The organism is Enterobacter sp. Sphag1F, from assembly GCF_014193275.1.
Classification (GTDB): domain Bacteria; phylum Pseudomonadota; class Gammaproteobacteria; order Enterobacterales; family Enterobacteriaceae; genus Pantoea; species Pantoea symbiotica.
In genome coordinates this window covers 197,217-221,718 of the sequence record NZ_JACHZD010000006.1, presented here as the reverse complement: position 1 = coordinate 221,718, position 24,502 = coordinate 197,217, and the positions used below count along the sequence as shown (strand labels likewise).

21 protein-coding genes are annotated in these 24,502 nt (G+C 56.3%); 16 read left to right on the top strand and 5 right to left on the bottom strand.

What is annotated here, in order from left to right:
• Positions 1–594 precede the first annotated feature (594 nt).
• From FHW71_RS19325 to FHW71_RS19310, 4 genes are all read left to right on the top strand, one after another.
• A complete protein-coding gene (locus FHW71_RS19325; RefSeq protein WP_179452645.1) occupies positions 595–2,088 on the top strand; it encodes a cytosine permease in 1,494 nt (497 codons plus the stop codon).
• Positions 2,088–3,791: a nitrilase-related carbon-nitrogen hydrolase gene (locus FHW71_RS19320; RefSeq protein ID WP_179452646.1), complete on the top strand. Its 1,704-nt coding sequence runs from the start codon at positions 2,088–2,090 to the stop codon at positions 3,789–3,791. The genes FHW71_RS19325 and FHW71_RS19320 overlap by 1 nt, the downstream gene beginning before the upstream one ends.
• A 96-nt stretch (positions 3,792–3,887) precedes the next feature.
• The gene (locus FHW71_RS19315; protein ID WP_179452647.1) at positions 3,888–5,039 is read left to right on the top strand and encodes a transporter substrate-binding domain-containing protein; all 1,152 of its coding nucleotides are present in this window, start codon (positions 3,888–3,890) and stop codon (positions 5,037–5,039) included.
• Positions 5,036–5,659 carry an ANTAR domain-containing protein gene (locus FHW71_RS19310; RefSeq protein ID WP_179452648.1) on the top strand — a complete coding sequence of 208 codons (624 nt, stop codon included), beginning with the start codon at positions 5,036–5,038 and terminating at the stop codon, positions 5,657–5,659. The genes FHW71_RS19315 and FHW71_RS19310 overlap by 4 nt, the downstream gene beginning before the upstream one ends.
• Before the next feature lie 24 nt (positions 5,660–5,683).
• Here the strand turns inward: FHW71_RS19310 and FHW71_RS19305 are convergent, their stop codons facing one another.
• The gene (locus FHW71_RS19305) at positions 5,684–6,598 is read right to left on the bottom strand and encodes a LysR family transcriptional regulator (RefSeq protein ID WP_179452649.1); all 915 of its coding nucleotides are present in this window, start codon (positions 6,596–6,598) and stop codon (positions 5,684–5,686) included.
• 97 nt (positions 6,599–6,695) lie between these two features.
• Here FHW71_RS19305 and FHW71_RS19300 point away from each other — a divergent pair, with 97 nt between their 5' ends.
• Entirely contained in the window at positions 6,696–7,559 is an 864-nt protein-coding gene (locus tag FHW71_RS19300) for an aldo/keto reductase family oxidoreductase (RefSeq protein ID WP_179452650.1), read from the top strand.
• 80 nt (positions 7,560–7,639) lie between these two features.
• Here FHW71_RS19300 and FHW71_RS19295 read toward each other — a convergent pair whose 3' ends face one another.
• Positions 7,640–9,124, bottom strand: a complete 1,485-nt coding sequence (locus tag FHW71_RS19295) for a PLP-dependent aminotransferase family protein (RefSeq protein ID WP_179452651.1) — start codon at positions 9,122–9,124, stop codon at positions 7,640–7,642.
• Positions 9,125–9,233: 109 nt separating this feature from the next.
• On the opposite strand from FHW71_RS19295, the gene gabT reads away from it, so the two are divergent.
• Both gabT and gabP read left to right on the top strand, forming a co-directional pair.
• Entirely contained in the window at positions 9,234–10,496 is a 1,263-nt protein-coding gene (gene gabT, locus FHW71_RS19290) for a 4-aminobutyrate--2-oxoglutarate transaminase (protein ID WP_179452652.1), read from the top strand.
• A gap of 94 nt (positions 10,497–10,590) precedes the next feature.
• A complete protein-coding gene (gene gabP / locus FHW71_RS19285; protein ID WP_154157158.1) occupies positions 10,591–11,985 on the top strand; it encodes a GABA permease in 1,395 nt (464 codons plus the stop codon).
• A 32-nt stretch (positions 11,986–12,017) separates the two neighbouring features.
• Here gabP and FHW71_RS19280 read toward each other — a convergent pair whose 3' ends face one another.
• Entirely contained in the window at positions 12,018–12,344 is a 327-nt protein-coding gene (locus FHW71_RS19280; protein WP_008107499.1) for a hypothetical protein, read from the bottom strand.
• 178 nt (positions 12,345–12,522) lie between these two features.
• Between FHW71_RS19280 and FHW71_RS19275 the strand changes: the two genes are divergently transcribed.
• Positions 12,523–13,857 (top strand): glycoside hydrolase family 10 protein, encoded by a 1,335-nt coding sequence (locus FHW71_RS19275; RefSeq protein ID WP_179452796.1) that lies wholly within the window; start codon positions 12,523–12,525, stop codon positions 13,855–13,857.
• A 33-nt stretch (positions 13,858–13,890) separates the two neighbouring features.
• Here FHW71_RS19275 and FHW71_RS19270 read toward each other — a convergent pair whose 3' ends face one another.
• Positions 13,891–14,811 carry a LysR substrate-binding domain-containing protein gene (locus tag FHW71_RS19270; RefSeq protein WP_008109635.1) on the bottom strand — a complete coding sequence of 307 codons (921 nt, stop codon included), beginning with the start codon at positions 14,809–14,811 and terminating at the stop codon, positions 13,891–13,893.
• A 143-nt stretch (positions 14,812–14,954) separates the two neighbouring features.
• Here FHW71_RS19270 and FHW71_RS19265 point away from each other — a divergent pair, with 143 nt between their 5' ends.
• The 8 genes from FHW71_RS19265 to FHW71_RS19230 all read left to right on the top strand — a co-directional run bounded on the left by FHW71_RS19265 (position 14,955) and on the right by FHW71_RS19230 (position 22,523).
• Positions 14,955–15,902 carry a PDR/VanB family oxidoreductase gene (locus FHW71_RS19265; protein ID WP_179452654.1) on the top strand — a complete coding sequence of 316 codons (948 nt, stop codon included), beginning with the start codon at positions 14,955–14,957 and terminating at the stop codon, positions 15,900–15,902.
• Positions 15,899–17,098 carry an amidohydrolase family protein gene (locus FHW71_RS19260; RefSeq protein WP_179452655.1) on the top strand — a complete coding sequence of 400 codons (1,200 nt, stop codon included), beginning with the start codon at positions 15,899–15,901 and terminating at the stop codon, positions 17,096–17,098. The genes FHW71_RS19265 and FHW71_RS19260 overlap by 4 nt, the downstream gene beginning before the upstream one ends.
• Complete coding sequence (locus FHW71_RS19255; protein ID WP_061719502.1) at positions 17,088–17,543, top strand: RidA family protein; 456 nt, start codon at positions 17,088–17,090, stop codon at positions 17,541–17,543. The genes FHW71_RS19260 and FHW71_RS19255 overlap by 11 nt, the downstream gene beginning before the upstream one ends.
• A 14-nt stretch (positions 17,544–17,557) precedes the next feature.
• Positions 17,558–18,436, top strand: coding sequence for a creatininase family protein (locus tag FHW71_RS19250; protein ID WP_179452656.1), 879 nt, complete (start codon positions 17,558–17,560; stop codon positions 18,434–18,436).
• A gap of 9 nt (positions 18,437–18,445) precedes the next feature.
• Positions 18,446–19,417, top strand: coding sequence for an ABC transporter substrate-binding protein (locus FHW71_RS19245; RefSeq protein ID WP_179452657.1), 972 nt, complete (start codon positions 18,446–18,448; stop codon positions 19,415–19,417).
• Positions 19,414–20,247 carry an ABC transporter ATP-binding protein gene (locus FHW71_RS19240; RefSeq protein WP_179452658.1) on the top strand — a complete coding sequence of 278 codons (834 nt, stop codon included), beginning with the start codon at positions 19,414–19,416 and terminating at the stop codon, positions 20,245–20,247. The genes FHW71_RS19245 and FHW71_RS19240 overlap by 4 nt, the downstream gene beginning before the upstream one ends.
• Positions 20,247–21,044: an ABC transporter permease gene (locus FHW71_RS19235; RefSeq protein WP_179452659.1), complete on the top strand. Its 798-nt coding sequence runs from the start codon at positions 20,247–20,249 to the stop codon at positions 21,042–21,044. Before FHW71_RS19240 ends, FHW71_RS19235 begins: the two co-directional genes overlap by 1 nt.
• 90 nt (positions 21,045–21,134) lie before the next feature.
• Positions 21,135–22,523 carry an FAD-binding oxidoreductase gene (locus FHW71_RS19230; protein WP_179452660.1) on the top strand — a complete coding sequence of 463 codons (1,389 nt, stop codon included), beginning with the start codon at positions 21,135–21,137 and terminating at the stop codon, positions 22,521–22,523.
• Between the two features lie 39 nt (positions 22,524–22,562).
• Here FHW71_RS19230 and FHW71_RS19225 read toward each other — a convergent pair whose 3' ends face one another.
• Entirely contained in the window at positions 22,563–24,416 is a 1,854-nt protein-coding gene (locus tag FHW71_RS19225; protein ID WP_179452661.1) for a hypothetical protein, read from the bottom strand.
• Between the last annotated feature and the right edge of the window lie 86 nt (positions 24,417–24,502).

Genomic DNA, 24,502 nt, shown 5'->3' with positions numbered 1-24,502 from the left:
CAAAAAAAGTTTATGCTGTGTCGAAAACCGACTAAATTTCATCGGCTTCATTAAAAATAAATAAGATAAGAATCGTGAACTGGATGGGTAATAATTAATATTTCGCTTTAAGTATTAGTAAAGCTCCCCACATTTAACAAGATTTAAAATATGGATAATTCTGCAATTGTTTTGAAAGATTAAATGTGAGCAAATTATATTATCCATTATTTATTAGCCGAAAAATCGTATCCATCTGATATTAATGAGTATATCCACCTGGAAAATCCCAATTAAAAAAAGCATTAGTACCCTTTTCCTCTTTACTTCACGAAAGTTTTCCAACGCTTATATCGTCAGCATCATTTCAGTGCATCACGCACTACCTTAAGGCACTTAGCTGTCAGTACTTAAGGCTGAATCCCCGTCATCAGTACCTTCCGCTATCTGGCACGCCAATTGCTTCTGACTGATTACCGCATCCTGCCTTGCAGGAACAGGCGCCGTAGTCTGGTAAGCGGTTTGTGGCTGCATGTCACTCCAATACATCGAATTCAGGCGAAGAAGCCCCACCGGCAATGCTGTCGGCGGGGCTTTTTTATTTGGAGTAAAACTATGAGCAAGTTGAAAACGTGGTTTCAGGGACCGCAAGACATTACCGAAGCGGAAGCGGTAGAAGATTACGCCGTGGGCCGGGTGCCCACCCATTATCGCTGGCCGATCCCCGCCATCATTCTGGTGCTGCTGGGCAACTCGACGGCGATGTTCTGGTTCAGCCTGGGCGCGGATATGAGTTATCAGGTCGGCTGGCCGCTGCTGCTGTTGCCTATTGGCTATATGGTGGTGTTCGCTACGCTGATTGGCTCCTGCATCATGAAGATGGCGAGTAAAGAAGGCTTGTCGCTTAACCTGATGACGCGCGGGCTGGGCTTTGGCTACATGGGATCTGCGTTCACCTCGCTGATCTACGCCATCAACTTTATCTTTTACTTCCTGTTTGAAGGCACCATCGTGTCGCACGCCATCGCTAACTATGCGGGCGTGCCGGTCAACTCGGTGGCGGGCATCGCGATATTTGCCCTGATGGGATTGGCGGCCATCTGGTTTGTCTGGAAAGGCATGTCATCGATGCAGTTCCTGCAAACCTGGGGCGTGCCGATCTTCATTCTGCTGTTTGGTTTTTGTATTTATCAGCTGACGCATCATTATCCGTCAGTCGGCTTTAGCGGCTGGCAGCCAAAAGGTGAAGTGGATAGCAACGCGCTGTGGCTGGTGATGAACATGGCGAACGGGCAGATTGTGTTTCAGGGCTTGATGGCGACCGATTATGGCCGCTTCGCGCGCCCCAATATCAGTCACAAAGGCACAGCTACCATTATGCTCGGCATGCTGTTGCCGATTGTGGTGGTGATGCTGTTCGGTGCCTTTATGGCCTACACGCTGATGCCGCACATTGCGGGCGCGGACGTCTGGTCGCTGGCGCTCGATCCTGGATTTGTCTTCCCATTAATCATTGGCCTCACCGGCGTATTGTTCGCGGTGATCACGCAAATTCGCATCAACGTCCTCAACCTCTATTCCGGCTCGATTGCGCTGTCTAACACCATGGATATGGCGTTCAACTATCGTCCAGGCCGCCAATGGTGGATGCTGCTGGTATGGCTGCTCGGCGTGGTGTTCTATGTCTGCAATATTCTGCAGTACACCGGCACTTTCCTGTCGATCACCGGCATTCTCACCAATACCTGGGTCTTCATCATCCTTGCCGACTACTTTGTATGCCGCAAAGTGCTGCATCTCGCGCCGTCGGATTTCGTCGAGTTCCGCAAAGAGTATCTGCGGATGTGGAACCCTTCTGGCGTGATTGCGCTGTGCGTGGCGGTTGCCATTGGTGCGGCGGGCGTATTGGGTGCATATCCGATGGTTTACGCCTCGTTTATCGCCATGCTGGTTGGCCCGGTACTGCACGTTGCCATTAGCGTTGCGACGCGAGGCCGCTACTACTTCAAAACTTTCCCGCAAGATATGCAGACCAGCTGGAAACCGTCAGACGCCTATCAAGGCCCGAAACCGGCTTTTAACCCGCAGCTGAGCAAGGAGGCTGAATAATGAGCATCAAAGTCGCAACCATCCAGTTTGAACCGACGCTGTTTCGCAAAGAAGAGAACGTTGCCCGCCTGCTGGCGCTTGCCAGCCAGGCCGCGCGCGACGGCGCACGCCTGATTGTGATGCCGGAGATGGCCACCACCGGCTATTGCTGGCAGGATCGCGCCGAAGTCGCGCCCTTTGTGGAAACCGCCGATGGCCCAACCAGCCAGGCCTTTGCCGCGCTGGCACGCGAGTTCAACTGTTATCTGGTGTTTGGCATGCCGGAACGTGACGCGGTCACCGATATCTATTATAACAGCGCGCTGTTAGTCGGCCCGCAAGGGCTGATTGGCGTACATCGCAAAACCCATCCCTATATCTCGGAGCCTAAATGGGCGGCCAATGGCGATGCCGGCCATCAGGTATTCAAAACCGAGATTGGCAATATCGCCTTGCTGATTTGTATGGATATTCACTTTATTGAAACCGCGCGACTAGCTGCAGTGGGCGGCGCGCAGATTATCTGCCACATCAGTAACTGGCTGGCTGAACGCACGCCTGCGCCTTACTGGCTGACGCGCGGCTGGGAAAATGGCTGCGCGTTAATCGAAAGTAATCGTTGGGGTTGGGAGCGCGGCGTGCAGTTCAGCGGCGGCAGTTGTATCACCGATAGCCAGGGCCAACTGCTGGCAAGCTGTGATAGCGGCGATCAGGTACTGAGCGCCGAACTAACGTTGCCGCTGGACAATCCTGCGCTGAAAAAACGCCGACCTGAACTGTATCAGCGCCTGATGACCAATACCTTTATGTGGAATCCGCAGGACTTCTTTGGCTTGTACGGCACCGATCCGCTGCCGCCCGCTAAAGATTCAAACATCGCCGTCGCGCAGTTCCGTCCAGAGAACGATGTGAACGCGAATTTGCAGCAGATTCGCGATTGGGCCGAGCAGGCTAAGGCGCGTGACGTGGAATTGCTGGTGCTGCCAGAACGTGCGTTGACCGGTTACGCCGGTAAAATGAACGCGCTGACGCTGGATGATGCGCCGATTCAGGCGGTGATCAGGCTGGCGATGGAGCTGGATATTGCTCTGTTAGTCGGTTTTGCCGAGCGCGACGGCTCGCATTGCTATAACAGTTGTTTGCTGGCGAGCAGCGCCGGAATGAACGCGCATTATCGCCAGATTCACCTCAGCGAAGCTGACCAGCAATGGGCCAGCGCCGGGGATAAATGGGTGACATGCGATCTGCCCTGCGGGCGCGTCGGTTTGCTGCTGGGAGAAGATCTGCTGGTGCCGGAAGCGGCGCGCATTCTGGCGCTGGAAGGATGCGATATCATCGCCTGCCCGGCAGCGCTGGATACGCCTGCGCCGCTGGCGCATCAAGGCACCGCGATCCCACATGTCTGGCCGATTCCACGCGGAGCCGATCCTTATCACTGGCTATTGCCGCGTGTGCGCGCCGGAGAAAACAATGTCTGGCTGGCGTTTGCCAACTGGCCTGAAGCGGCCGGTGAAAGTTTTGGCATCAGCGGCGTGTTTGGCCCGGATACATTTGCCTTCCCGCGTCAGGAGAGCAAAGTGCTTAGCAGCAACGGGTTGGCGCAACTGGCCATCACCACCGGCTCGCCAGATACAACTTATCCGAATCATGTGGTAAGACGTAAAGATCTGGTGCTGATGCGTCAGCCGCATTTTTATGTCCCATTAGTGGCGCGTTCGAATTAAACCAGGTGCGCATAAATGCGCACCCTACGAAAACCTGTAGGGTCGCCATTTATGGCGACCGTTTCACCACCCGCACTATTTCCCACGGAGTCATTTATGCCCACATCACCCAGCAAGAACGTTATCCCGGTTGGCATTCTCTATTCAGTTTCCGGCGATTACGCGGTGATTGGCCGTGAAATGCTCAACGGCATTCTGCTGGCGATTGAAGAGATCAACGCCAACCCAAACTATGACTTTACCCTGGCGCCAGTGGTGCGCGATCCTGGCGGTTCTCTGGACAAATACCACGAATATTGCCACGACCTGCTGCATCGCCACGGCGTGCGTCATCTGATCGGTTGCTACACCTCGGCAGCGCGCAAAACCATTTTGCCGCTGGTGGAAGCGGCCAACGCGCTGCTTTGGCATCCGGCACGCTATGAAGGTTTCGAAAGCAGCAACAGCGTGATTTATCTCGGTGCTACGCCCAACCAGCATGTGATTCCCCTGCTGCGCTGGCTGCTGCAGGAGCACGATGCCGAGATTTACCACGTTGGTTCCAATTACGTGTGGTCGTGGGAGATGGATCGCATCACGCGTGAAGCGGTGACGGCAGCCGGCGGCAGCGTGGTGGAAAGCAAACTGCTGCCGCTCGGTGAGGAAGATGTCAGTGAGCTGATCGCCGATATCATCACGCGACGACCAAAAGTGATCCTCAATACCATGGTCGGCAAAAGCGCCTACAGCTTTTATCGCGCCTGGCATCAGGCCAGCCAACATCAGCCGTGGCTCAATCAGCCACTGAAAATGAGCATGACACTGTGCGAACCCGAAGTGCAGTTAATTGGCGCTGCGGCGCTGGAAGGTTATCTGGTTTCAGCCAGCTGGTTCCAGTCGATCGACAACGCCGCCAACCGCGATTTTTTGCGCTGCTATCGTCAGCGTTTTGGCGATCAGGTTTCGCCGTCCGTCGATAGCCAAAGCGCGTGGCTGGCGGGCCATTTGCTGGCGCGAGCGATTGCGCGGCATGGCAACGCCGAAGTCGACGGTGTACGCCAGGCGGTGTTACAGGATGAGATGGATTCGCCCGCCGGGCCAATTCGCATCGATGCCGACAACAATCACTGCTGGCTGACGCCGCATCTGGCGCGCTGCCATGCAGGTAAGCTGGAAAGTTTCTGGCAGGCCGACGCGCCGGTAAAGCCCGATCCCTGGCTGGCATGGACAGACCTCGACCATCTCGGCAAAGGTGGAGCAAACGCATGAGTCGAAGAAACGTGCAGATGCGCGGACTGAAGGTGTGCGTGATTGGCTGCTCAGAGCGCGATAATCAACATCTGGCGCAGCAGTTTACGCGCATGGGCATTCAGGGTGAATTTTGCGCTGAGTTTCCCAACGAAAGCATCTTTGCGCAGCAGCAGTTACTGGTGTTTGATGGCGACAATCCGGCGCTGTTTCATCCGACGCATAAATTGCCGTGGCCCGCGCTGCCGAAGGTGGTGCTCACCGCGATGGAAACGCCGTCGCGTCTGCAGTGGATCACCGAGCAAAAGATAGACAGCTATATGCGCAAACCGGTGCGCTTTGATGGCGTAATGACCGCTTTTACCCTCGCGCTCGACAGCGCGGGGCGTATCAATCAGTTGGAAGCCCAATTGAAGCGTCAGGAAGAGCGCCTGCGCGCGCGCAAGTTTCTGTTTTCCGCTCAGCTACGCGTGATGCGCGAATTGCAGTTGGAGGAAGATGATGCCTACAACCTGTTGCGCCGCGCCGCGATGGCGCAGCATATGACGATTGAAAATCTCAGCTGTGAGCTGTTGAGCGATAGCCAGCCGTGGCTGAATCTGTTGAAAGCCGTTGCAGCTATCCCGCCAGCGTCAAATTGAATCCGGTCACCATAAATGGCGACCCTACATGACAGCGTGCGCATTCAGCTCACGCACATAATCCAGAAACGCCTGCAGCGGTGCCGGAATCAACCGGCGATCGTTGTAATAGAGCCACAGGCCGGAGAAGCTTTGCCACCAATCCGGCAGAATCGGTTGCAGACTGCCATCACTCAGCGGCGTTTTGATCCAATCCTCGAAAAGATAAACCACGCCGCAGCCAGCAATCGCGGCTTCCACCGTGAGATCCATCGCCGCGCCGATACTGCAAATCAGCGGACCTTTCGGCTGCAAACGCACGGTTTCATCGCCGCAGGTGAATTCCCATTCGGCAATCACGCCCGTCGCATAGCGTCCGTGTAAACAGCGATGCTGTACCAGGTCGCGCGGATGCGGCGGCGTACCGAACTGCGCCAGATACGCGGGAGACGCGGCTAACGCAAAGCGCTGGGTGCGCGGACCAATCGGCAGCGCCACCATATCTTGCTCCAGATGATCGTCGTAACGAATGCCGGCATCACAGCTATCGCGGAACACATCCTGCACATTACTTTCCGCCACCACTTCGAGCTGGATATCGGGATAGCGCTGCAGAAATCCCGGCACAATCGCCGGTAACACGATGCGCGCGGCACTCACCGGCACGTTTAAGCGCAAGGTGCCGCCCGGCGTATCGCGGAACGTATTCAGCGCATCCAGCGCGGCATCCACTTCATTCATCGCCGGAATCAAGCGCGACATCAGCGCCCTGCCAGCTTCGGTTAACGCTACGGTGCGCGTGGTGCGATTGAACAGCCGCACGCCAAGTTGCTCTTCGGCGCGCCGCACCGCATCACTTAAACGCGACGGATTGCTGCCGGTGATGCGCGCCGCCTCACGAAAACCACCCGCTTTTGCCACCGCCACCACCGCATGTAGCAATGCGATATCCAATGCCATTGTTCGCCATCTCGTACAGTGTGTCCCGATTTGTACGGATAGTTGCACAGCACATTGGCGATTACAATCTAACCACACACTGACGAAGGAGCTTTCCATGTCTCATCCAGCATTGACTTACACCCTTGGCGATCGCCAGGTTGCACGACTCGGTTACGGTGCCATGCAGTTAGCCGGTCCCGGCGTGTTTGGTCCGCCGAAAGATGAAGCGCGTGCCTTGCAGGTGCTGCGGGATGCCGTCGCCGCAGGCGTAAATCACATTGATACCAGCGACTTCTATGGTCCTCACATCACCAATCAGCTGATCAAGAAAGCGTTACACCCTTACGCCGACGATCTGGTGATCGTCACCAAACTGGGCGCGCGCCGCGACGAGAAAGGCGGTTGGTTACCGGCGTTTACGCCGGAAGCGCTGACGCAAGCGGTGGAGGATAATCTGCGCAATCTTGGGCTTGATGTGATGGAAGTGGTGAATCTGCGTTCGATGTTGGACGTGCATGGACCAAAGGAAGGTTCGCTGGAGCCGCAGGTTGAAGCGATGATTAAGCTGAAAGAGCGCGGGCTAATTCGTCATATTGGTCTGAGCAACGTTACCGCCAAACAGGTGGCCGATGCCCAGGCGATGACGCCGATCGCCTGCGTGCAGAACCTCTACAATCTGGCCAATCGCCAGGATGAGGCGCTGCTCGACCAGCTGGCAGCACAAGGCATTCCTTACGTACCGTTCTTCCCGCTCGGCGGCTTTTCACCGCTGCAATCGGATCAGTTGAGCGAGGTGGCAAATGAACTGGGCGCTACACCATTGCAGGTTGCGCTGGCCTGGCTGCTGCAGCGTTCGCCTAATATTCTGCTGATTCCGGGGACGTCGTCACCGGAGCACCTGAAGCAGAACCTGGCGAGTGCTGAGGTGAAACTTACGCCTGAAATTGTGCAGCGTTTGGATAGCATTGCGCAGCCATAAGTTGACCAGGTCGCCATAAATGGCGACCCTACGAAGACGATGCGGCCGTTGTAGGGTCGCCATTTATGGCGACCTCCGCTTCAAATAATCCCCATCTCCGCCAAACACCCTTTCAAGGTACCAAACGCATCCTGACACTGCCGCTCATCGACGCAGGCAAAACCCAGCAGCAAGCCGCGCCGTTCCTGCGGATGCATATAATATTGCGACAACGGCCGCACCTTCACGCCGCGTCGCAGCGCCAGTGCGGCGACCGCCACATCATCGCAGCCGGTTGGCAGATTCATCACCAGATGTAATCCCGCCTCGTGATTCACCAACGGCAAAAAAGCAGCGCCCAGATAACGCTCAATCAAGCTAACCATAAAGCGCCGCCGCTGGCTGTAGAGCTTACGCATGCGGCGAATGTGCGACATGTAATGCCCTTTCTGGATGAACTCCGCCAGCGCACGCTGCACCAGCAAATGGCCGCCGCGATACAGTTCCGCCGCCGCCACGCGCAGCGGCTGCGCCAGCGCTTTTGGTACCACCAGATAACCGAGGCGCAGCGCCGGATAGAGCGTCTTACTAAAAGTGCCCATATAGATAACCGGCGCATCCGGCTCAAAGCCTTGTAGAGACGGAAACGGCTGACCGGAGAAGCGAAACTCGCTGTCGTAGTCATCTTCCACAAGCCAGGTTTTATGTTTGCGCGCCAGATCAAGCAATTGCTTGCGGCGTTCCAGACTCAGATGCACGCCCAGCGGATATTGGTATGACGGTGTCACGAATATCATCTTCGGTGCGCGACTGCGCGGCGGCAAATCGGGAATTAATCCCTGCTCATCCACCGCAATCGCATTGATTTTCAGCCCATTAATGCGCAACAGATTGCGCGTCCCCCAATAACCGGGTTCTTCGATCCACACCTGATCGCCAGGATCGCACAGCACGCGTGAAACCAAATCCACCGCCTGATGAATCCCTTCGGTGATGATGATTTGGTCGGCATCGGCGCGCACCGAACGCGCCACGCTGAGGTATTCCGCCAGCGCGGCGCGCAGCTGCGGACAGCCGCCATTGCTGCTGTAGATCAGTCGTTCGATATCCGGTTCACGGTTTAAACGCGCCTGAATCTGGCTGAAAAGTTTGTGAGGAAACTGCGTGACATCCGGCGCGCCAGGCACAAAAGCGCCCCACTGATACGGCGACGCATTGGCATGGCCGAGCAGCGACGCACCGCGTTTAGAAATCGCCGCCGGTTTCGCAGTTAACGGTTCGACAGTTGCCACATTGCGTGGCGTGTTCAGCGATCCTTCCGGTAAGTTTTCTGCAATCCAGGTGCCGCTGCCGGTGCGCGCCGTGACGTAGCCTTGCGCCATCAAATTCTCATACACGTTCAATACCGTATTGCGCGACACCGACAGCTCGCGCGCCAAATCACGCGTGGCGGGCAAGCGCGTGGCGCGCGGAAAAATACCTTCTGCGATAGCGGCTTGCATGCAGCTCAGCAAACGCTGCTGCAATGTTCCCTCGGGCATAAACTGCATGCGCTCTAATACATGATCGGCGTACAAACTTCGCAATTGGCTCCCCTCTTTTCACTGAAAGTGGCTCTGGCAAGATAGCTCAGCGCAGGCATAAATAAGCGTGTTTATCGTGATTTGTAAAGACGCTTATCGCTAAGGAAAGGTTATGGAAGGTAAAAACAGCAAGTTGCAGCAACGTAAAGATGATGCCCTGCCACGCGGCACCGGCAATCTTTGTCAGTGGTATGTAGAGCACGCGGAGAACGCCACGCTGCGCGATGGTGAAGGCAACAGCTGGATCGATTTCGCCGGCGGCATCGCGGTGCTGAACACCGGTCACCGCCATCCGCGCATCGTGCAAGCGATTGCCGATCAGTTAGAAAAATTTACCCATACCGCATTCCAGGTGACGCCGTATGAGAGCTACGTGGCGCTGGCTGAACGCCTCAATCGCGTGGTGCCAATTGCCGGTAAAGCCAAAACCGCTTTCTTCTCCACCGGCGCAGAAGCGGTCGAAAACGCGGTGAAAGTGGCGCGGGCGGCGACGCGTCGTCACGGCATTATCACCTTCGGCAACTCTTTCCACGGTCGTACTTTTATGACCATGGCAATGACCGGCAAAGTGGCACCTTACAAACGCGACTTCGGCCCGATGCCCGCATCAGTTTGGCATGCGCGCTATCCCAACAGCGTGACCGGCATCAGCGTTGATGATGCGCTATCCAGCTTGCAGGACATCTTCACTCAGGACATCGCGCCACAGGATGTTGCCGCTATCGTGCTGGAGCCGATTCAGGGCGAAGGCGGATTCCACGTCGCGCCGCCTGAATTCTTCAACCGTCTGCGTGCGCTGGCCGATGAGCACGGCATTCTGCTGATTGCCGATGAAGTGCAAACCGGCTTTGCGCGCACCGGCAAGCTGTTTGCGATGGATCACTATGCGGTGAAACCGGATCTCATCACCATGGCGAAAAGCCTCGCAGGCGGCATGCCGTTATCGGCGGTCAGCGGCCGCGCCGAGATCATGGATGCGCCTGGTCCGGGCGGATTGGGCGGCACTTACGCCGGTAATCCGCTGGCGATTGCCTCTGCGCATGCGGTGCTGGACGTGATCGCCGACGAGAAACTCTGTGAACGCTCTCAACAACTCGGCGCGCAGTTAACCGACTTCCTGCACAGCGCGCGCAGCCAGTGCTCCTCCATCACCGATATTCGTGGCCTTGGCTCGATGATCGCGGTGGAGTTTGCCAGCGCGCAAACTGCGCAAACTATCCAGCAACAAGCGATGGCGCGTGGGTTGTTGCTACTCACCTGCGGCCCGCAGGGCAACGTCATCCGCTTCCTCTATCCGCTCACCATTCCTGATGCGCAGTTCAGTCAGGCGCTCGACATTCTCAGCAGCGTGCTGAGTCAACACGCCGATTCGTAACACGCTACCCAGCTCGCGCGACGGGCTGGGCTTCTCACCTGTTGTAACCCGGTTGCGCATGGCGCGGCCTGAGAGACGCTTTGGAGAAATATTGATGAGTTCACAGAATGCCGATGTACTGGCGCAAGGCCTGAAGCCGCGCCATGTGCGGATGTTATCGATTGGTGGCGTGATTGGTGCCGGATTGTTTGTTGGTTCAGGTCATGCGATCGCCGAAGCCGGTCCGGCGGTATTGCTGGCCTACATCGCTGCGGGCGCGTTAGTGGTGCTGATTATGCGCATGCTGGCTGAAATGGCGGTGGCGTCACCGGATTCCGGCTCTTTCTCGACTTACGCCGACAAATCGCTCGGTCGCTGGGCCGGATTCACCATCGGCTGGCTGTATTGGTGGTTCTGGGTGTTAGTGATCCCGCTGGAAGCCAACGCCGCTGGCACCATCCTGCATTCGTGGTTTCCGCAGGTTCCAGTGTGGGAATACACGCTGGCGATCACTTCATTTCTGACCATCAGCAACCTGTTCAGCGTGAAGAATTATGGCGAGTTTGAATTCTGGTTCGCCCTGCTGAAAGTGGTGGCGATTGTGGCATTCCTCTGCGCGGGTAGTTTGGCGGTGTTCGGTTTGATGCCGGGCAGCAGCACGCAAGGAATTTCACATCTCTATGATACCAAAGGCTTTATGCCGAACGGCATCGGCGCAGTGCTGGCGGCGATCCTCACCACCATGTTCTCGTTTATGGGTACCGAGATCGTCACCATTGCCGCCGCCGAATCGCGCGAGCCGAAGAAGCAAATCACTCAGGCGACCAATTCGGTGATCTGGCGCATCGCGCTGTTCTATCTGCTGTCGATTTTCATTGTGGTGGCGCTGGTGCCGTGGAATACGCCGTCGCTGATGAAAGCGGGTTCTTACCAGACGGCGATGCAGATGATGAACGTGCCGTACGCGAAGCAGATTGTTGATGTAGTTGTGTTGATTGCGGTGTGTAGCTGCCTCAACTCTGCGCTGTATACCGCATCGCGCATGATCTATTCGCTATCACGCCGTGAAGATGCGCCTGCCATCGCATCGCGCACCACCCGCAGCGGAACGCCGTGGGTAGCGGTGCTGCTGTCCACGGCGGCGGCCTTCCTCGCGGTGATCGCCAACTATCTGGCGCCAAGCGCAGTGTTTGAGTTCTTGCTCGCCAGTTCCGGTGCCATTGCGTTGCTGGTGTATCTGGTGATCGCCGCGTCTCATCTGGTGCTGCGCAAAAAGCGCGAAGCGCGCGGCGAAGTCCTCAGCTATCGCATGTGGCTGTTCCCTGGCCTGACGTGGGCGACGATGGTGTTCATTGTCGGCGTGTTGATTGCCATGCTGTTCAACCAACAACACCGTCCAGAGATTATCGCCACCGGCCTGTTGACGCTGGGTGTGGTTGCCGCCAGCCGTATTGTGCAGCGCAAACGCGTGGCGCGTAAAAACGAGGAGATGGTGGCGTTACGCTCGTAACGCATTGATTCCGGGCAAGGATGCCGCGGAACTTAGTCGTACTGCACGTCGATGCTGATGGCTTCTTCCAGCACGTTGAGGTTAATCGCGCATTTGCGCCACACCGGCATACCGTTGGTCATGTTGTTATCCACGAAGTACTGCTGAAAATCCTTCAGCGCCTCCGAGAGATCGCCAATCGCGCGCGCATCGGGTTCAAACCAATCCGGTTCACCGTTTTCATCGATGTAATCGAACTGAAACTGCCCGCCATCATCGTCCGCAAACAGCTCAGCCTGAACGATCAATTCCCGCGCACCTTCGGGGCCACAGCTAAAGATGATCTGGCCGATACGGCGATAAAGGTCTTCGTATTGCATAGGTTTTGGGTTCCTCAATGGGGTTTGGTGGCGGTCGCCATAAATGGCGACCCTACGTGAACGCGGATGTTTTTGTAGGGTCGCCATTCATGGCGACCACGCGATTATATTGACTTTAGTTCGCATGATAAGAGAATGAGGCTCTTCGAACAGAAAGTTGCAAAAAAGGGAGTTTACCATAGCCTGTTCACATCGTTTTCCCTGGGTTAATACCTACAAAAAATCCGCTGCGCTGATTGCCGTTGCCGTCGCCCTCTCTCTTGCCAGTTGCTCCTCGCCGCCGCCGAAATCGTTGGTCACGCCGTTGCCGACGGTGACCAAACCGCCGATGCCCACCAAACCTGCGCTGAGTAAAGAGCCGGTGCGCGGCGTGTGGCTGACAACCGTTTCACGCCTCGACTGGCCGCCGATCAATTCAGTCAACGCCAACCCGGCCAACCGCATCCACCAGCAGCAACAAGCGCTGACCGACAAACTGGATAAACTGAAAAGCCTCGGCATCAACACCGTGTTTTTCCAGGTGAAACCTGATGGCACCGCGCTGTGGCGCTCCAGCATCTTGCCCTGGTCAGATATGCTCACCGGCAAAATTGGCGAAGATCCCGGCTACGATCCGCTGAAGTTCATGCTGGATGAGGCGCACAAACGCGGCATGAAGGTGCACGCATGGTTCAACCCTTATCGCGTCTCGACCAACGTCAAACCGTCCACGGTTAACGCGCTGAATAATACGCTTGCGCTGCAACCGGCTAGCGTGTTTGTGCTGCATCGCGACTGGATTCGCACCGCCAGCGATCGCTTTGTGCTCGATCCCGGCATTCCCGCCGCGCGTGACTGGATCACCAGCATCGTTGCGGAAGTGGTGTCGCACTATCCAATCGACGGCGTGCAGTTCGATGACTATTTCTATACCGAAACGCCCGGCTCAACCCTCAACGACAACGCCACGTTCCGCCAATATGGTCAGGGTTTTGCCTCAAAAGCCGACTGGCGCCGCAACAATACGCTGCTGTTAATCGAGCAGGTGTCGCGCACCATCAAGCAGTTGAACCCGAACGTAGAATTTGGCGTCAGCCCGGCGGGCGTATGGCGCAATCTGTCGCATGATGCGGCAGGCTCCGACACGCGCGGCGCGGCAGCCTATGACGAAGCCTATGCCGATACGCGTCGCTGGGTGCAAATGGGATTATTGGATTACATCGCGCCGCAGCTTTACTGGCCGTTTGCGCGCCAGGCCGCACGCTACGACGTGTTAGCCAACTGGTGGGCGGACGTAGTGAAACCGACGCATACGCGGCTCTATATCGGTGTTGCGCTGTATAAAATTGGCGAAGCCTCGAAAAGCGAACCGGATTGGACGGTAAGTGGCGGCGTGCCAGAGCTGAAAAAGCAGCTCGATCTCAACGAGTCAGTACCGCAAATTAACGGCACGATATTGTTCCGCGAGAATTACCTGAATCAGCCACAAACCCAGGATGCGGTGAATTATTTGCGCAGCCGTTGGGGCGATTAACATTATCGTAGGGTCGCCATTCATGGCGACCGTTTACGCCAGCAGCTCCTCACTCTGCATCAGCGCAAAAAACGACTCCAGCTCGCGCAGCATCATGGAAGCCGCAATCGAAAGCTGGCGCTGCGGCGCAACACACAGCGACAAGGTAAACGGCTTCAGCACCGTATCGATCAGCGGGATAAACTTCAGTTCGCCGCGCCGATACTCATCGACGATATCCAGCCAGCACATCAGGCTAATGCCCACGTCATCGCGCACCAGCGAACGCAGCATGTGAATGTTATTGGTGCGCGCCACTTCGCTGATCTTAATGCCCGAACTGTTGATCAGCGCTTCTAGCGGGTCGGCCAGCATCAGCGGCGCGGCGGGCACGATAAACGGCCAGGATTCGCAATGGCTGAAACGGATCGACTCCAGATGGGCCAGCGGATGCTGGCTGCTCACCACAATGCCTAGCCGTAAATCAGCAAACGACTTCACCAGCAGCTCGCGCGAACTCTGCGGATTGAGCATGATGCCGAAATCCGCATCACCCGAAGTTAACGCATTGGCGATATGGATATTGCTCATGGTGGTCAGCGTGAAAGAGATGCCGGGATAGTCGCTGCGAATACGCTGCAGGATCGAAGAGAAGAAACCGCGATTAATAGCATCAATGGTGGCGATATGCACATGGCCGTGGCGCAATCCGCGTAAATCATCCAGCTGCGTACAAACGCGGCCAAAATCCCGCTGCCAGTTTTTTGCCGCATTTAGCAGGATCTCACCCGCTGCGGTCATACGTAATCCTGATGGATGGCGCTCAAACAGCGGCATATCCAGCTGTTCCTCGACGCGTAGGATCTGCCGATCGATCGACGACGCAGAAACATGCAGCACCTCAGAAGCCTTGCGCAGCGAACCCTGGCGGGCCACCTCAGTGAAATAGAGCAGAAATCGGGAGAAGGCGAACATAAGGGGTGCTCTCTTTTTTGCAACGCATCATGCGAATTAAACAGATGGACGCTTACACAACGGCAAAATAATAATCGCTGCCATGATAAAAACAAGGGTTTGCGTGGCTTTCCAGCCGACGACATCCCTGCTCAGGCAGATAGATGATGAAATTCAATTCTCTCGCCGTCACCGTCATCGCAAAGCAGTTCAACGGTGCAGGCAATGTATTACTGACGCTGGCGAGTCGCAGCGGGCAGCCGTTGCCGGCTTTCACGCCCGGCGCGCATATCGATTTGCTCATTCCCGAATGCGGTAAACGCCAGTATTCACTCTGCTCTGCGGCAGCCGACCATTATGAAATCTGCGTGCGTCTGGATGAGCGTTCAACCGGCGGATCGCGCTGGCTGCATCAGCAGTTAAATGTCGGCGATGAGCTACAGATTTCCGCCCCACGCAACCACTTCCCGCTGCCGCATGCGCCGCGCACGCTGATGTTTGCCGCCGGTATCGGTTTGACGCCGCTGTTGGTGATGGCCGAAACGCTGGCGGCGCGTCAGGCGGATTTTACCCTGCACCTTTACCTGAAGCGCGCCGACGAGCTGGCTTTCAGCCAACGCCTGAGCAAACTCGGCGCTCGCGTCGTCATTCACTACAGCAGCGAAGGCGACAGCCTGCGCCAGCGCGTTCCCGACGATCTCTCTAAGCCAGATAACGCAGCATTGGTGTTCTGCGGTCCTGCAGGTTTTATGGAACATCTGCAGCAGCTCGCTTTGCAACACGGCTGGACCGAAACACAGCTGCACAGCGAACGCTTCCAACCCACAAAGTCGGTGATTGCAGGCGGTGCGTTCGAGGTGGAGATCGCCTCCTCCGGCGCACGCTTTGCCGTGGGCGCGCAACAAACTATTGCCGAGGTGCTTGAAGAGGCTGGGATTAAGATCGAACTCTCCTGCGAACAAGGCATGTGCGGCGCCTGTATCACCGGCGTATTGGCAGGTGAACCAGATCACCGCGATGAGGTACTGAGTAAGCAAGAACGTGCGGCCAATGATTGCATCGTGCTGTGCTGCTCGCGTGCGCGCTCACCTTTACTGGTGCTTGATCTATGAGCGGCTATCCGGGTGCCACCGGCGCACGTTTACCCCGCTGGCTGCTGCCTGAGAACTGGCCTGAAACCAATAATCAACCGCAGCTGGCGACCTTACATTTCCACGCCGCTGGCCTGCAATTCGAACCCGACAGCGCAGCAGCACCCGCTGATTATCTGCCGCTGAATGGCGCACTGGTGCTGCCCGCATTTATCGAGCCGCACGCGCATCTGGACAAAACCTTCACCATCCAGCGCAGCCCGGCGCAACAGCCCGGTTTGCTGGCAGCGATTGCCGCCATGCATCAGGACCGCGCGCACTGGAACGCGGAAGATTTGCAGCAGCGCGCCAGCCAGGCGCTGCGCTGGGCGGTGGAAGCCGGTGTTGGTTTGCTGCGTACCCACATCGACTGGTTCTCCGTCGATGCACCGTTAGCGTGGCAAGTGATTGGCGATCTGCACCATCCGCTGTGCAGCATTGAACGTGTCGCCCTCGCGCCACTGACCTTTTTCGCCGATGCCAGCGATGCGCAGCATATCGCCGCGCAGGTCGCGACCAGCGGTCCCGGCGCGCTGTTAGGCGGCTTTATTCACAGCAGCAACTGGGATGCGCAGGCGTTTCAGCATCTGATGCAGGCCGCCGAACTGTGGCAGCTGGATATCGATCTGCATATTGATGAAGAACTTAACGTCGAGGCGCAGGGATTACGCTGGCTGGCGCACTATTTGCAGCAGCATCCGTTTAGCGGCGCGATTACCTGCAGCCACAGCTGCGCGCTGTCGCAGCAGGACGATGCAGAACAAATTCTGGCCGTGCTGGCGCAGCACAATGTGACATTGATTGCGCTGCCGCTCACCAACCTGCTGCTGCAGGATGCGGTGCCCGGCCGCACGCCGCGGCTGCGCGGTTTAACGCTGGTGAAAGAGGCGCAGGCACTTGGTGTCGCGCTGCTGCTCGGCGCTGATAACGTGCAAGACGCGTTCTGCCCGTTTGGCAGTTACGACCCGCTCGATACGCTGTTTAGCGCTTTGCTAAGCCTGCAACTGGGCGCGGCATTTGATGAGGCATCGGCGCTGATCTGCCAACGCCGCGCGCTGCTGGCGAATGATTTAGTGATCTTTCCGCATGCCGATGTGGCGAGCTGGCCGTTGCGGCAACGTCAGCGCTATCGGCTGAAAATGGGTGTGCGTTATGGAGAAACAACAGATGGCGCTTGATGCAGGAGCGGGACAACCGCTGGCGAAATATGCCGCGTGGCGACGCGCGGGCGACTTCATTTTCCTTTCCGGCATTATTCCGGTGAACCCGCAAACCGCCACCATTGTGCGCGGCTACGACGACATTCCCGCCGCTGCACAACAACTGCTTGGCCGCACCGGCGAGTTCTCCACCGACATTAAAGAGGGGCCGATTCTGGCACAGAGCTGGTACGTGCTGGAGAGCATTCGCACCACCATCGAAAGCGCGGGCGGCCAGATGAGCGATGTCTTCAAACTGGTGCAGTACTTCCGCAATCTGGACCATTTCCCCCATTACAGCCGGGTGCGTAAGCAATTTTTCCCCGATGCGCCGCCGGTTTCGACCGTGGTGCAGGTGAGCGAAATGCTGCCGAGTCCGGACGTCTTGATTGAAGTTGAAGCCACGGCGTGGTTGCCGCAATAACACGAGGAGTTGAAATGTTGCATGGTTATATTCCGGCAAACCGCTTTTTGCCGTACCTGAGCTGGACTGACATCGCCACGCTGGAGAATAAAGCCAACACCGTGATCGTGTTGCCGACCGGCGCGATTGAGCAGCACGGCCCGCATCTGCCGTGCGCGGTGGATAGCGTGATCTCTTCTGGCGTGGTCGGCCATGCGCTGGCGCGCTTACCAGCGGCGATCCCCGCTTACGCCATCCCGCCGATCACTTACGGCAAATCGGATGAGCACCTGCATTTTCCCGGCACGCTGACGCTGACCGGTGAAACCTTGCTGCACACCATTCTGGAGATTGGTGAATCACTCTATCGCGCCGGTTTCCGCAAATTCCTGATGGTTAACGGCCACGGCGGCCAGCCGCAGCCGTTGCAGATGGCGGCACGCGAACTACGTCTGCGTCACGGCGACATGATCATCATCATGCAAGACACCTTCAAAGTGCCGAACTGCGCGGAAAGCTTTATGGATGACAAAGAACGCCAGATGGCGATGCACGCCGGACACGCGGAAACTGCGCTGATGCTGGCGCTGGCGCCCGATACCGTGCAAATGGACAAAGCCGTCGCCAACTATCCGCCGGAATTCCCCTGCCCGACGCTTTCGACCAACAAACCGATGGCAGCGTGGGCGTCCTACGATTTCGGCCCAAGCGGCGTGATTGGCGATCCTTTGCCGTCCACGCCCGAGCAAGGCGCAGCGATCCTCGATTCGCTGGCAGAAAGCTGGGCGCAGGTGATCACCGAAGTGCATCAAATGACGTGGGTAATGCGCGCCGAACCGGCGTGGGGCACCGGCCAGTGGCAAGGCAAAGTATTAGATCACAACGACGCCGCCGCCTTTTTAACACCTCGCTAGGGAATAACGATGAAAAAAACATTGAGCACTGTTGCCGCGCTTGCGCTGGCACTCTCGGCCCCGAGCATGGCGGCTGAGAAATTCACCTTTATGACCAACTGGTATGCGCAGGCCGAACACGGCGGCTTTTATCAGGCGCAGGCGCAGAATCTCTATCGTGATGCTGGCCTCGACGTCACAATCAAGATGGGCGGTCCGCAGGTGCATACCATGCAGCTGATGGCGGCCGGCCAAGCCGACTGCATCATCAGCGATAACATGCAGGCGCTGGAAATCTGGCAGCAAGGTGTTGAAGCAATGCCGGTTGCCACCACCTTCCAGCACTCGGCGATTGCCTTTCTCACTCATCCTGATGTGAAAAATCAGGCCGATTTGCAGGGCAAAACCTTCCTGCTGGCAGCGGAAGCCTACACCTCATATTGGCCGTGGGCGCAGAGCGCGCTAAACCTTAAAAACGCGCGCGTGCGGCCTTACACCTTCAGCATTCAGCCGTTCCTCGCCGATAAAAATCTGGTGCAGCAAGGCTATATCACCTCCGAACCTTTTGCGGTGCAGAAAGCCAATGCGCAGGCCAATGTCTATCCGATCAGCGATTGGGGCTATCCGCCGTACGGCAACAGCATCGTCTGCATGAAATCGACCATTGAGAAACGTCCGGCGGCGGTGGCGGCGTTTGTGAAGGCATCAATGCAGGGCTGGAAAAACTATCTGCAGGATCCAGCCGCTGGCAACGTGCTGATCAAGAAAGAGAACCCGCAGATGAGCGATGAACAGATCGCTTTCGGCATCGCGCAGATGAAGAAATACCAGATGCTGACCGGCGGCGATGCACAAACCGGCGGCATCGGCATCATGACCGAAGCGCGCCTCAAGCAAACCTGGCAGCTGCTGGTCGATACCAAACTGATCGATCCCACGAAAGTGCCGTTTGACGGCAGCTACACGCTTAAATTCATTCAAGACGTCAAGGTTCTGCCATGAATACAGCCAGCCATCTGACGCTGCTGCATCCCGATGCGCAAGCGGTGCCGCGTTCTGCGGCACCACCGGCGATTGAGGTGCTGTCAGCGGAGAAAATCTATCCCAATGGCACGCGCGCGCTGCTGCCGGTCGATCTCACTATTCGTCAGGGCGAATTTGTCTCGCTGCTCGGCCCGTCCGGCTGCGGCAAAAGCACCTTGCTGAAAATGATCGCCGGGCTGATTGAGCCTACCGATGGCAAGTTAATGCTGTTTCGCCGCGATCGGCGGGAAAATCAACGCGATCTGCCACTGTCGTTTGTGTTTCAGGAAGCGACGCTGATGCCGTGGAGCAACGTGCACAAAAACGTGCGTCTGCCACTTGATTTGGCGGGCGTGCCGCGTGCCGAAGCGGACACCCGCGTGCGCGAGATCCTCGAACTGGTCGGCCTCGGCCAGTTTGGTCACGTGTTGCCGCGCGAGCTTTCCGGCGGTATGCAGATGCGCGTATCCATTGCGCGCGGACTGGTCACGCGTCCGAAAGTGCTGCTAATGGATGAGCCGTTTGGCGCGCTGGATGAAATCACCCGCAACAAACTGGACAGCGATCTGCTGGATTTGTGGCAGGAGCAGAAGCTGACAGTGGTGTTTGTCACCCACTCGATTCAGGAAGCGGTATTTCTGTCGCAGCGGGTGATCATGATGGCGGCGCGTCCCGGACGCGTGGTGGATGACATTCGCATTGAAACCACGTTGCCGCGCGACGATGAGTTCCGCGTCAGCCAGGATTTCACGCACTATGCGCAACAGCTGCAACGCGGCCTGCTGGCGGCGAGCAAGGAGAGTCAATAATGAAACCTTTAGCGAGCCATCGGCAATTTCAGCAGTGGCTGTTCCCGGCCATCGTCGCGGTCGCCATGCTGCTGTTGTGGCAGTTTCTGGTCACCACCTTCAAGGTGCCGGTGTTTCTGGTGCCCTCGCCGTTAGTGGTGGCGCAAAGCCTGGTACAAAACTTCCCGACGCTGTTTATGTCGTTGCTCTACACTCTGAAAATTACCGTGATTTCATTCGTCGTGGCGATTGTCATTGGCTCGATTGTGGCGTTTCTGCTGGTGCAAAATCGCTTTATTGAAACCGCCCTTTTTCCCTACATCGTGTTCCTGCAGGTAACGCCGATTGTCGCCATCGCGCCGCTGATCATCATCTGGGTGAAAGACACCACGCTGTCGCTGGTGGTATGTGCCACCTTGATGGCGGTGTTTCCAATAATTTCCAATACCACACAAGGACTGCGCAGCGTGTCGCCGGGATTGCTGAGCTATTTCCGCCTCAATCACGCCTCACGCATGCAAATTCTGCTGCGCCTGCGAATTCCCTCGGCGCTGCCGTACTTCTTCGGGGCACTGCGCATCTCAAGTGGCTTGTCACTGATTGGCGCGGTGGTGGCCGAGTTTGTCGCCGGCACCGGCGGCACCGATACCGGGCTGGCGTACCAGATTTTGCAGGCCGGTTATCAGCTCAATATTCCGCTGATGTTTGCCGCGCTGCTGCTGATTTCACTGGCGGGCTTCCTGCTGTTCGCGCTGATGTCGTGGCTGACGCGCCGCGTGCTGGCGGCATGGCATGAGAGTGAATTGAGCCCTAACTAACATCGTAGGGTCGCCATTCATGGCGACCTGGTGAGAAGGTCGCCATGAATGGCGACCCTACGGAACCCTCTTTTAACACAGGAAATAAACATGTCTGATTCCGATCGCCAGTCTGCACTGGCGGCGCTGGTCGCGGCGTTGCCTGAACTTGACTGGATTAAAGAAGCGCCGAAGGTCAAACGTCTGTCGCGCGATTTCCACTGGTTCAGCCCGGTGCTGAAACCGCAGCTGGAAGAGAAGTTTGCTGAACTGGCGGTACGTCCGCGTGATGAGCAGGAACTGGCGCTGATCGTCGCGGCCTGCACTAAACAGCGCGTGCCGCTCAACCTGCGTGGCGGCGGCACCGGCAATTACGGTCAGCTGATTCCACTGCACGGTGGCGTGATGGTCGATATGACGCGCCTCAACGCGGTGACCGCCGTCGGCCACGGCACGGTGCGCGCGCAGGCGGGCATCCGGCTCGGCGATCTGGAAGCGCATACGCGTCCACTCGGCTGGGAGCTGCGCTGCATGCCCTCCACCTGGAAATTGGCGACGCTTGGCGGCCTATTTGGCGGCGGATTTGGCGGCGTGGGCTCCATCAATTACGGTCCGCTGGCCGCGCCGGGTAACGTGTTGTCGGTGCGGCTGATGACCATGGAAGAGACGCCGCGCATTATCACGTTGCAGGCGCCAGATGCGCTGTTACTGCATCACGCGTACGGCAGCAACGGCATTGTGCTGGAGATCGAACTGGCGCTGGCACCGCGTCATGACTGGATCGAACGCCTTGATATTTTCAACGACTTCGCGGCGGCAATGGCCTTTGCCGATGGGATTGCGCGATCGCCAGGCATGGTGAAACGACAAATCGCGGTGTTCGCTGCGCCAGTGCTCGATTACTTCAGCGATCTGGCCGATGCCGATGTGGCGGGTAAGCATGGCGTGATTTCTCTGGTTGGCAGCGAAAGCGATGGGTTGTTACCTGCACTTCTCACCCAACATGCGGGACGCAACACGCTGCATTTTGCCGACGGGGAAAACAGCGGCCATTCGCTGATCGAATATTGCTGGAACCACACCACGCTGCAGGCGCTGAAAATCGACAAGACGCTGACATACCTGCAAACCGCCTATGCGGCGGATAATTATCAGCAGCAGGCCGTCGCCTTAGAAGCGCAATTATCTGATGAGGTGATGTCGCACATTGAATTCCTGCGCGATATGAATGGCTCTATTACCTGTAGCGGTTTGCCGCTGATACGTTATCACGACGAAGAGCGCCTTAACGCGATTATGGATATTTACCGCGCGAACGGCGTGAAAATAAATAACCCGCATGTAATTCATATTGAAGACGGCAAACAAGGCATGGTGCGTGCCGATGTGGTGTCGATGAAACGCGCCTGCGATCCGCATAACTTATTAAATCCGGGCAAATTACGCGGCTGGGAAGTGCGGGAGACATTGCCAGAGGTGCATATTCCGGGTGTGAATTGATCGCTAATAAAGCCAGCAACCGCAGTTGCTGGCTATTATTTAGATATAAGGTTCTGTGGCTGAATTCAATGGAATACTCCACTCTTCGCCATTTACGCGTACTTTTAAATAACGGCGTGTGCGCCACTTACCAGGCTCATACTCTTCTGGTTGGCCTAAAACTAACGTTCCCTGCAGTAACAACTCTTTATTGTTGTTATAGCCAAAGCCCACATCTTTATTGCCAATCCAATGTTGTTCAAACGCCACGGTCGGTGCCGCATCGAGCGTTGCACTCTCCTCAGCGCTGCAAGCGGTAAAGCTTTTGCGGAAGATAAAACATAATCCTGCTTGATAGCGATCTTTACCGTTGGTGGTGACCAATGCGGTGGAGAATCCAGTATAGGCAGCGATTTTTACATAGAGTTTGGTTCTCGCTCCATTGCCGGAAATATGAACTTTCACTACCGGACTGGAACCTTCGCCGTACCAACTGCCAATGGTGTTAGCACCATCACGCGCTTGCAAATAGATATTAGTTGCGCCTTCTGGCGTGCGATTGCTATGGGTTTTTTGCGTTTCGCTTTGGGAGTTATATTGCGCACTGCCCACCACACGGACGTGAATCTGCGAGGTCGCATCGGAGAAGTTAAATTCGCCAACATAAAACCATTTATTATTTTCGGTACGATTATCCATGTGGTGTTGCGAGGAAATATAATCGTAACTCAATGAGCCCTGCGCAATGATCCCCCAATCGGAAAATTCCAGCACGCCACGATCGCCCTCGCCAATTAGCGTCCAGGGTTCAATGCCTGCGGTGCTGTAATCAAAACCTGCACTTTGGTTATGAATACTTTTTTGAATAATGGTGGCTCGGCAATAACCCAGTTTTAGCGGATTATCGGTGGATTCAATCGCCAGTCCTTCAATCACCCATTGACCATTGGTGAGATCGCCAGCAAACTCCGCATGTTCAATCCAGCCGTTACGAATAAAGGATTGGGTACAGCGCGGCAAATCGAGCACCGGTTTTTTAGTGTTGCCTTGCAAGTTGAAGTTAGAGAGTTCAATTGCCGTGGAGTGATCCCATGCGCCTTGCTCACGATCGGACCAGCGCGCGTAGACAATGCTGTCCTGACAGCCACGGGAATAAAACTGGTCGATTTTACAATCCAGCGTATCGATGAGATCCAACGCCCTGCCGCCGAGATAACGGAACTCCATACTGCTCACACGCAAGAACTGACCACCGATAATGGTGTTGGCGTAAAAGCCGACGGTGTTAAATGCGGTACCACCATCACCACCGCTATCAGAACTCATCCCTTTAACAACAATCCCTGAGATTTCCGCATAGCGCGCCTGCACTTTAAAGAAGAGTTGACCACGCGGTTTAGTTTCCCAATTGAAAACCAATGTTGTGGTTGGAAAATAGCCGAAGTTGACCGCCGCACCTGCGACTTTGAAACGATTAATTTCTTTATCAGAGATGTCGAATGTCGACATGCTAAACACGCCCGCCGTAAAGCGAATCCCGGCCGATGGCAGTACGCGCTGTGACCAGGTATACATGCGTTTCACCGCTTCTATGCAGTCAGTCTTGCCATCTGGCACTGCGCCAAAATCCAAAACAGTCACTGAGTTGTAATCTAACACCACGCGCTTCCAGCGCTTTTTCCCCGCAGTTACAAAAATCAGCCCGCCATCATCCATAGATGTCGTATCAGTGGCATCGTAAACAAAAACACCTCCGCCACTTTTTGTGCCACGAGTGTACTCAAGCACAGTGCCGATCGTGCCTCCGACGGTGGGTTCTGTTGCTTTTAATTCTGCAACATCCCGAAATTGATAAACGGTAGCCGCCGCTGCTACTGCATTTTGTGGATTGGTATTACTGGACGCATTCGCCATGGTGTACCCCTTAATTATTAAGAGAAAGTAACTGCACCATCGAGTATAAGTAATTGAAAATTAATGTGTTGATGCGTGCCAGTCAT

What these genes read in the sequence shown, in the direction of transcription:
- FHW71_RS19325 (WP_179452645.1), top strand. Translation starts at nt 595, where the DNA reads ATGAGCAAGTTGAAAACGTGGTTTCAGGGACCGCAAGACATTACCGAA.
- FHW71_RS19320 (WP_179452646.1), top strand. Translation starts at nt 2,088, where the DNA reads ATGAGCATCAAAGTCGCAACCATCCAGTTTGAACCGACGCTGTTTCGC.
- FHW71_RS19315 (WP_179452647.1), top strand. Translation starts at nt 3,888, where the DNA reads ATGCCCACATCACCCAGCAAGAACGTTATCCCGGTTGGCATTCTCTAT.
- FHW71_RS19310 (WP_179452648.1), top strand. Translation starts at nt 5,036, where the DNA reads ATGAGTCGAAGAAACGTGCAGATGCGCGGACTGAAGGTGTGCGTGATT.
- FHW71_RS19305 (WP_179452649.1), bottom strand. Translation starts at nt 6,598, where the DNA reads ATGGCATTGGATATCGCATTGCTACATGCGGTGGTGGCGGTGGCAAAA.
- FHW71_RS19300 (WP_179452650.1), top strand. Translation starts at nt 6,696, where the DNA reads ATGTCTCATCCAGCATTGACTTACACCCTTGGCGATCGCCAGGTTGCA.
- gabT (WP_179452652.1), top strand. Translation starts at nt 9,234, where the DNA reads ATGGAAGGTAAAAACAGCAAGTTGCAGCAACGTAAAGATGATGCCCTG.
- gabP (WP_154157158.1), top strand. Translation starts at nt 10,591, where the DNA reads ATGAGTTCACAGAATGCCGATGTACTGGCGCAAGGCCTGAAGCCGCGC.
- FHW71_RS19280 (WP_008107499.1), bottom strand. Translation starts at nt 12,344, where the DNA reads ATGCAATACGAAGACCTTTATCGCCGTATCGGCCAGATCATCTTTAGC.
- FHW71_RS19270 (WP_008109635.1), bottom strand. Translation starts at nt 14,811, where the DNA reads ATGTTCGCCTTCTCCCGATTTCTGCTCTATTTCACTGAGGTGGCCCGC.
- FHW71_RS19265 (WP_179452654.1), top strand. Translation starts at nt 14,955, where the DNA reads ATGATGAAATTCAATTCTCTCGCCGTCACCGTCATCGCAAAGCAGTTC.
- FHW71_RS19260 (WP_179452655.1), top strand. Translation starts at nt 15,899, where the DNA reads ATGAGCGGCTATCCGGGTGCCACCGGCGCACGTTTACCCCGCTGGCTG.
- FHW71_RS19255 (WP_061719502.1), top strand. Translation starts at nt 17,088, where the DNA reads ATGGCGCTTGATGCAGGAGCGGGACAACCGCTGGCGAAATATGCCGCG.
- FHW71_RS19250 (WP_179452656.1), top strand. Translation starts at nt 17,558, where the DNA reads ATGTTGCATGGTTATATTCCGGCAAACCGCTTTTTGCCGTACCTGAGC.
- FHW71_RS19245 (WP_179452657.1), top strand. Translation starts at nt 18,446, where the DNA reads ATGAAAAAAACATTGAGCACTGTTGCCGCGCTTGCGCTGGCACTCTCG.
- FHW71_RS19240 (WP_179452658.1), top strand. Translation starts at nt 19,414, where the DNA reads ATGAATACAGCCAGCCATCTGACGCTGCTGCATCCCGATGCGCAAGCG.
- FHW71_RS19235 (WP_179452659.1), top strand. Translation starts at nt 20,247, where the DNA reads ATGAAACCTTTAGCGAGCCATCGGCAATTTCAGCAGTGGCTGTTCCCG.
- FHW71_RS19230 (WP_179452660.1), top strand. Translation starts at nt 21,135, where the DNA reads ATGTCTGATTCCGATCGCCAGTCTGCACTGGCGGCGCTGGTCGCGGCG.
- FHW71_RS19225 (WP_179452661.1), bottom strand. Translation starts at nt 24,416, where the DNA reads ATGGCGAATGCGTCCAGTAATACCAATCCACAAAATGCAGTAGCAGCG.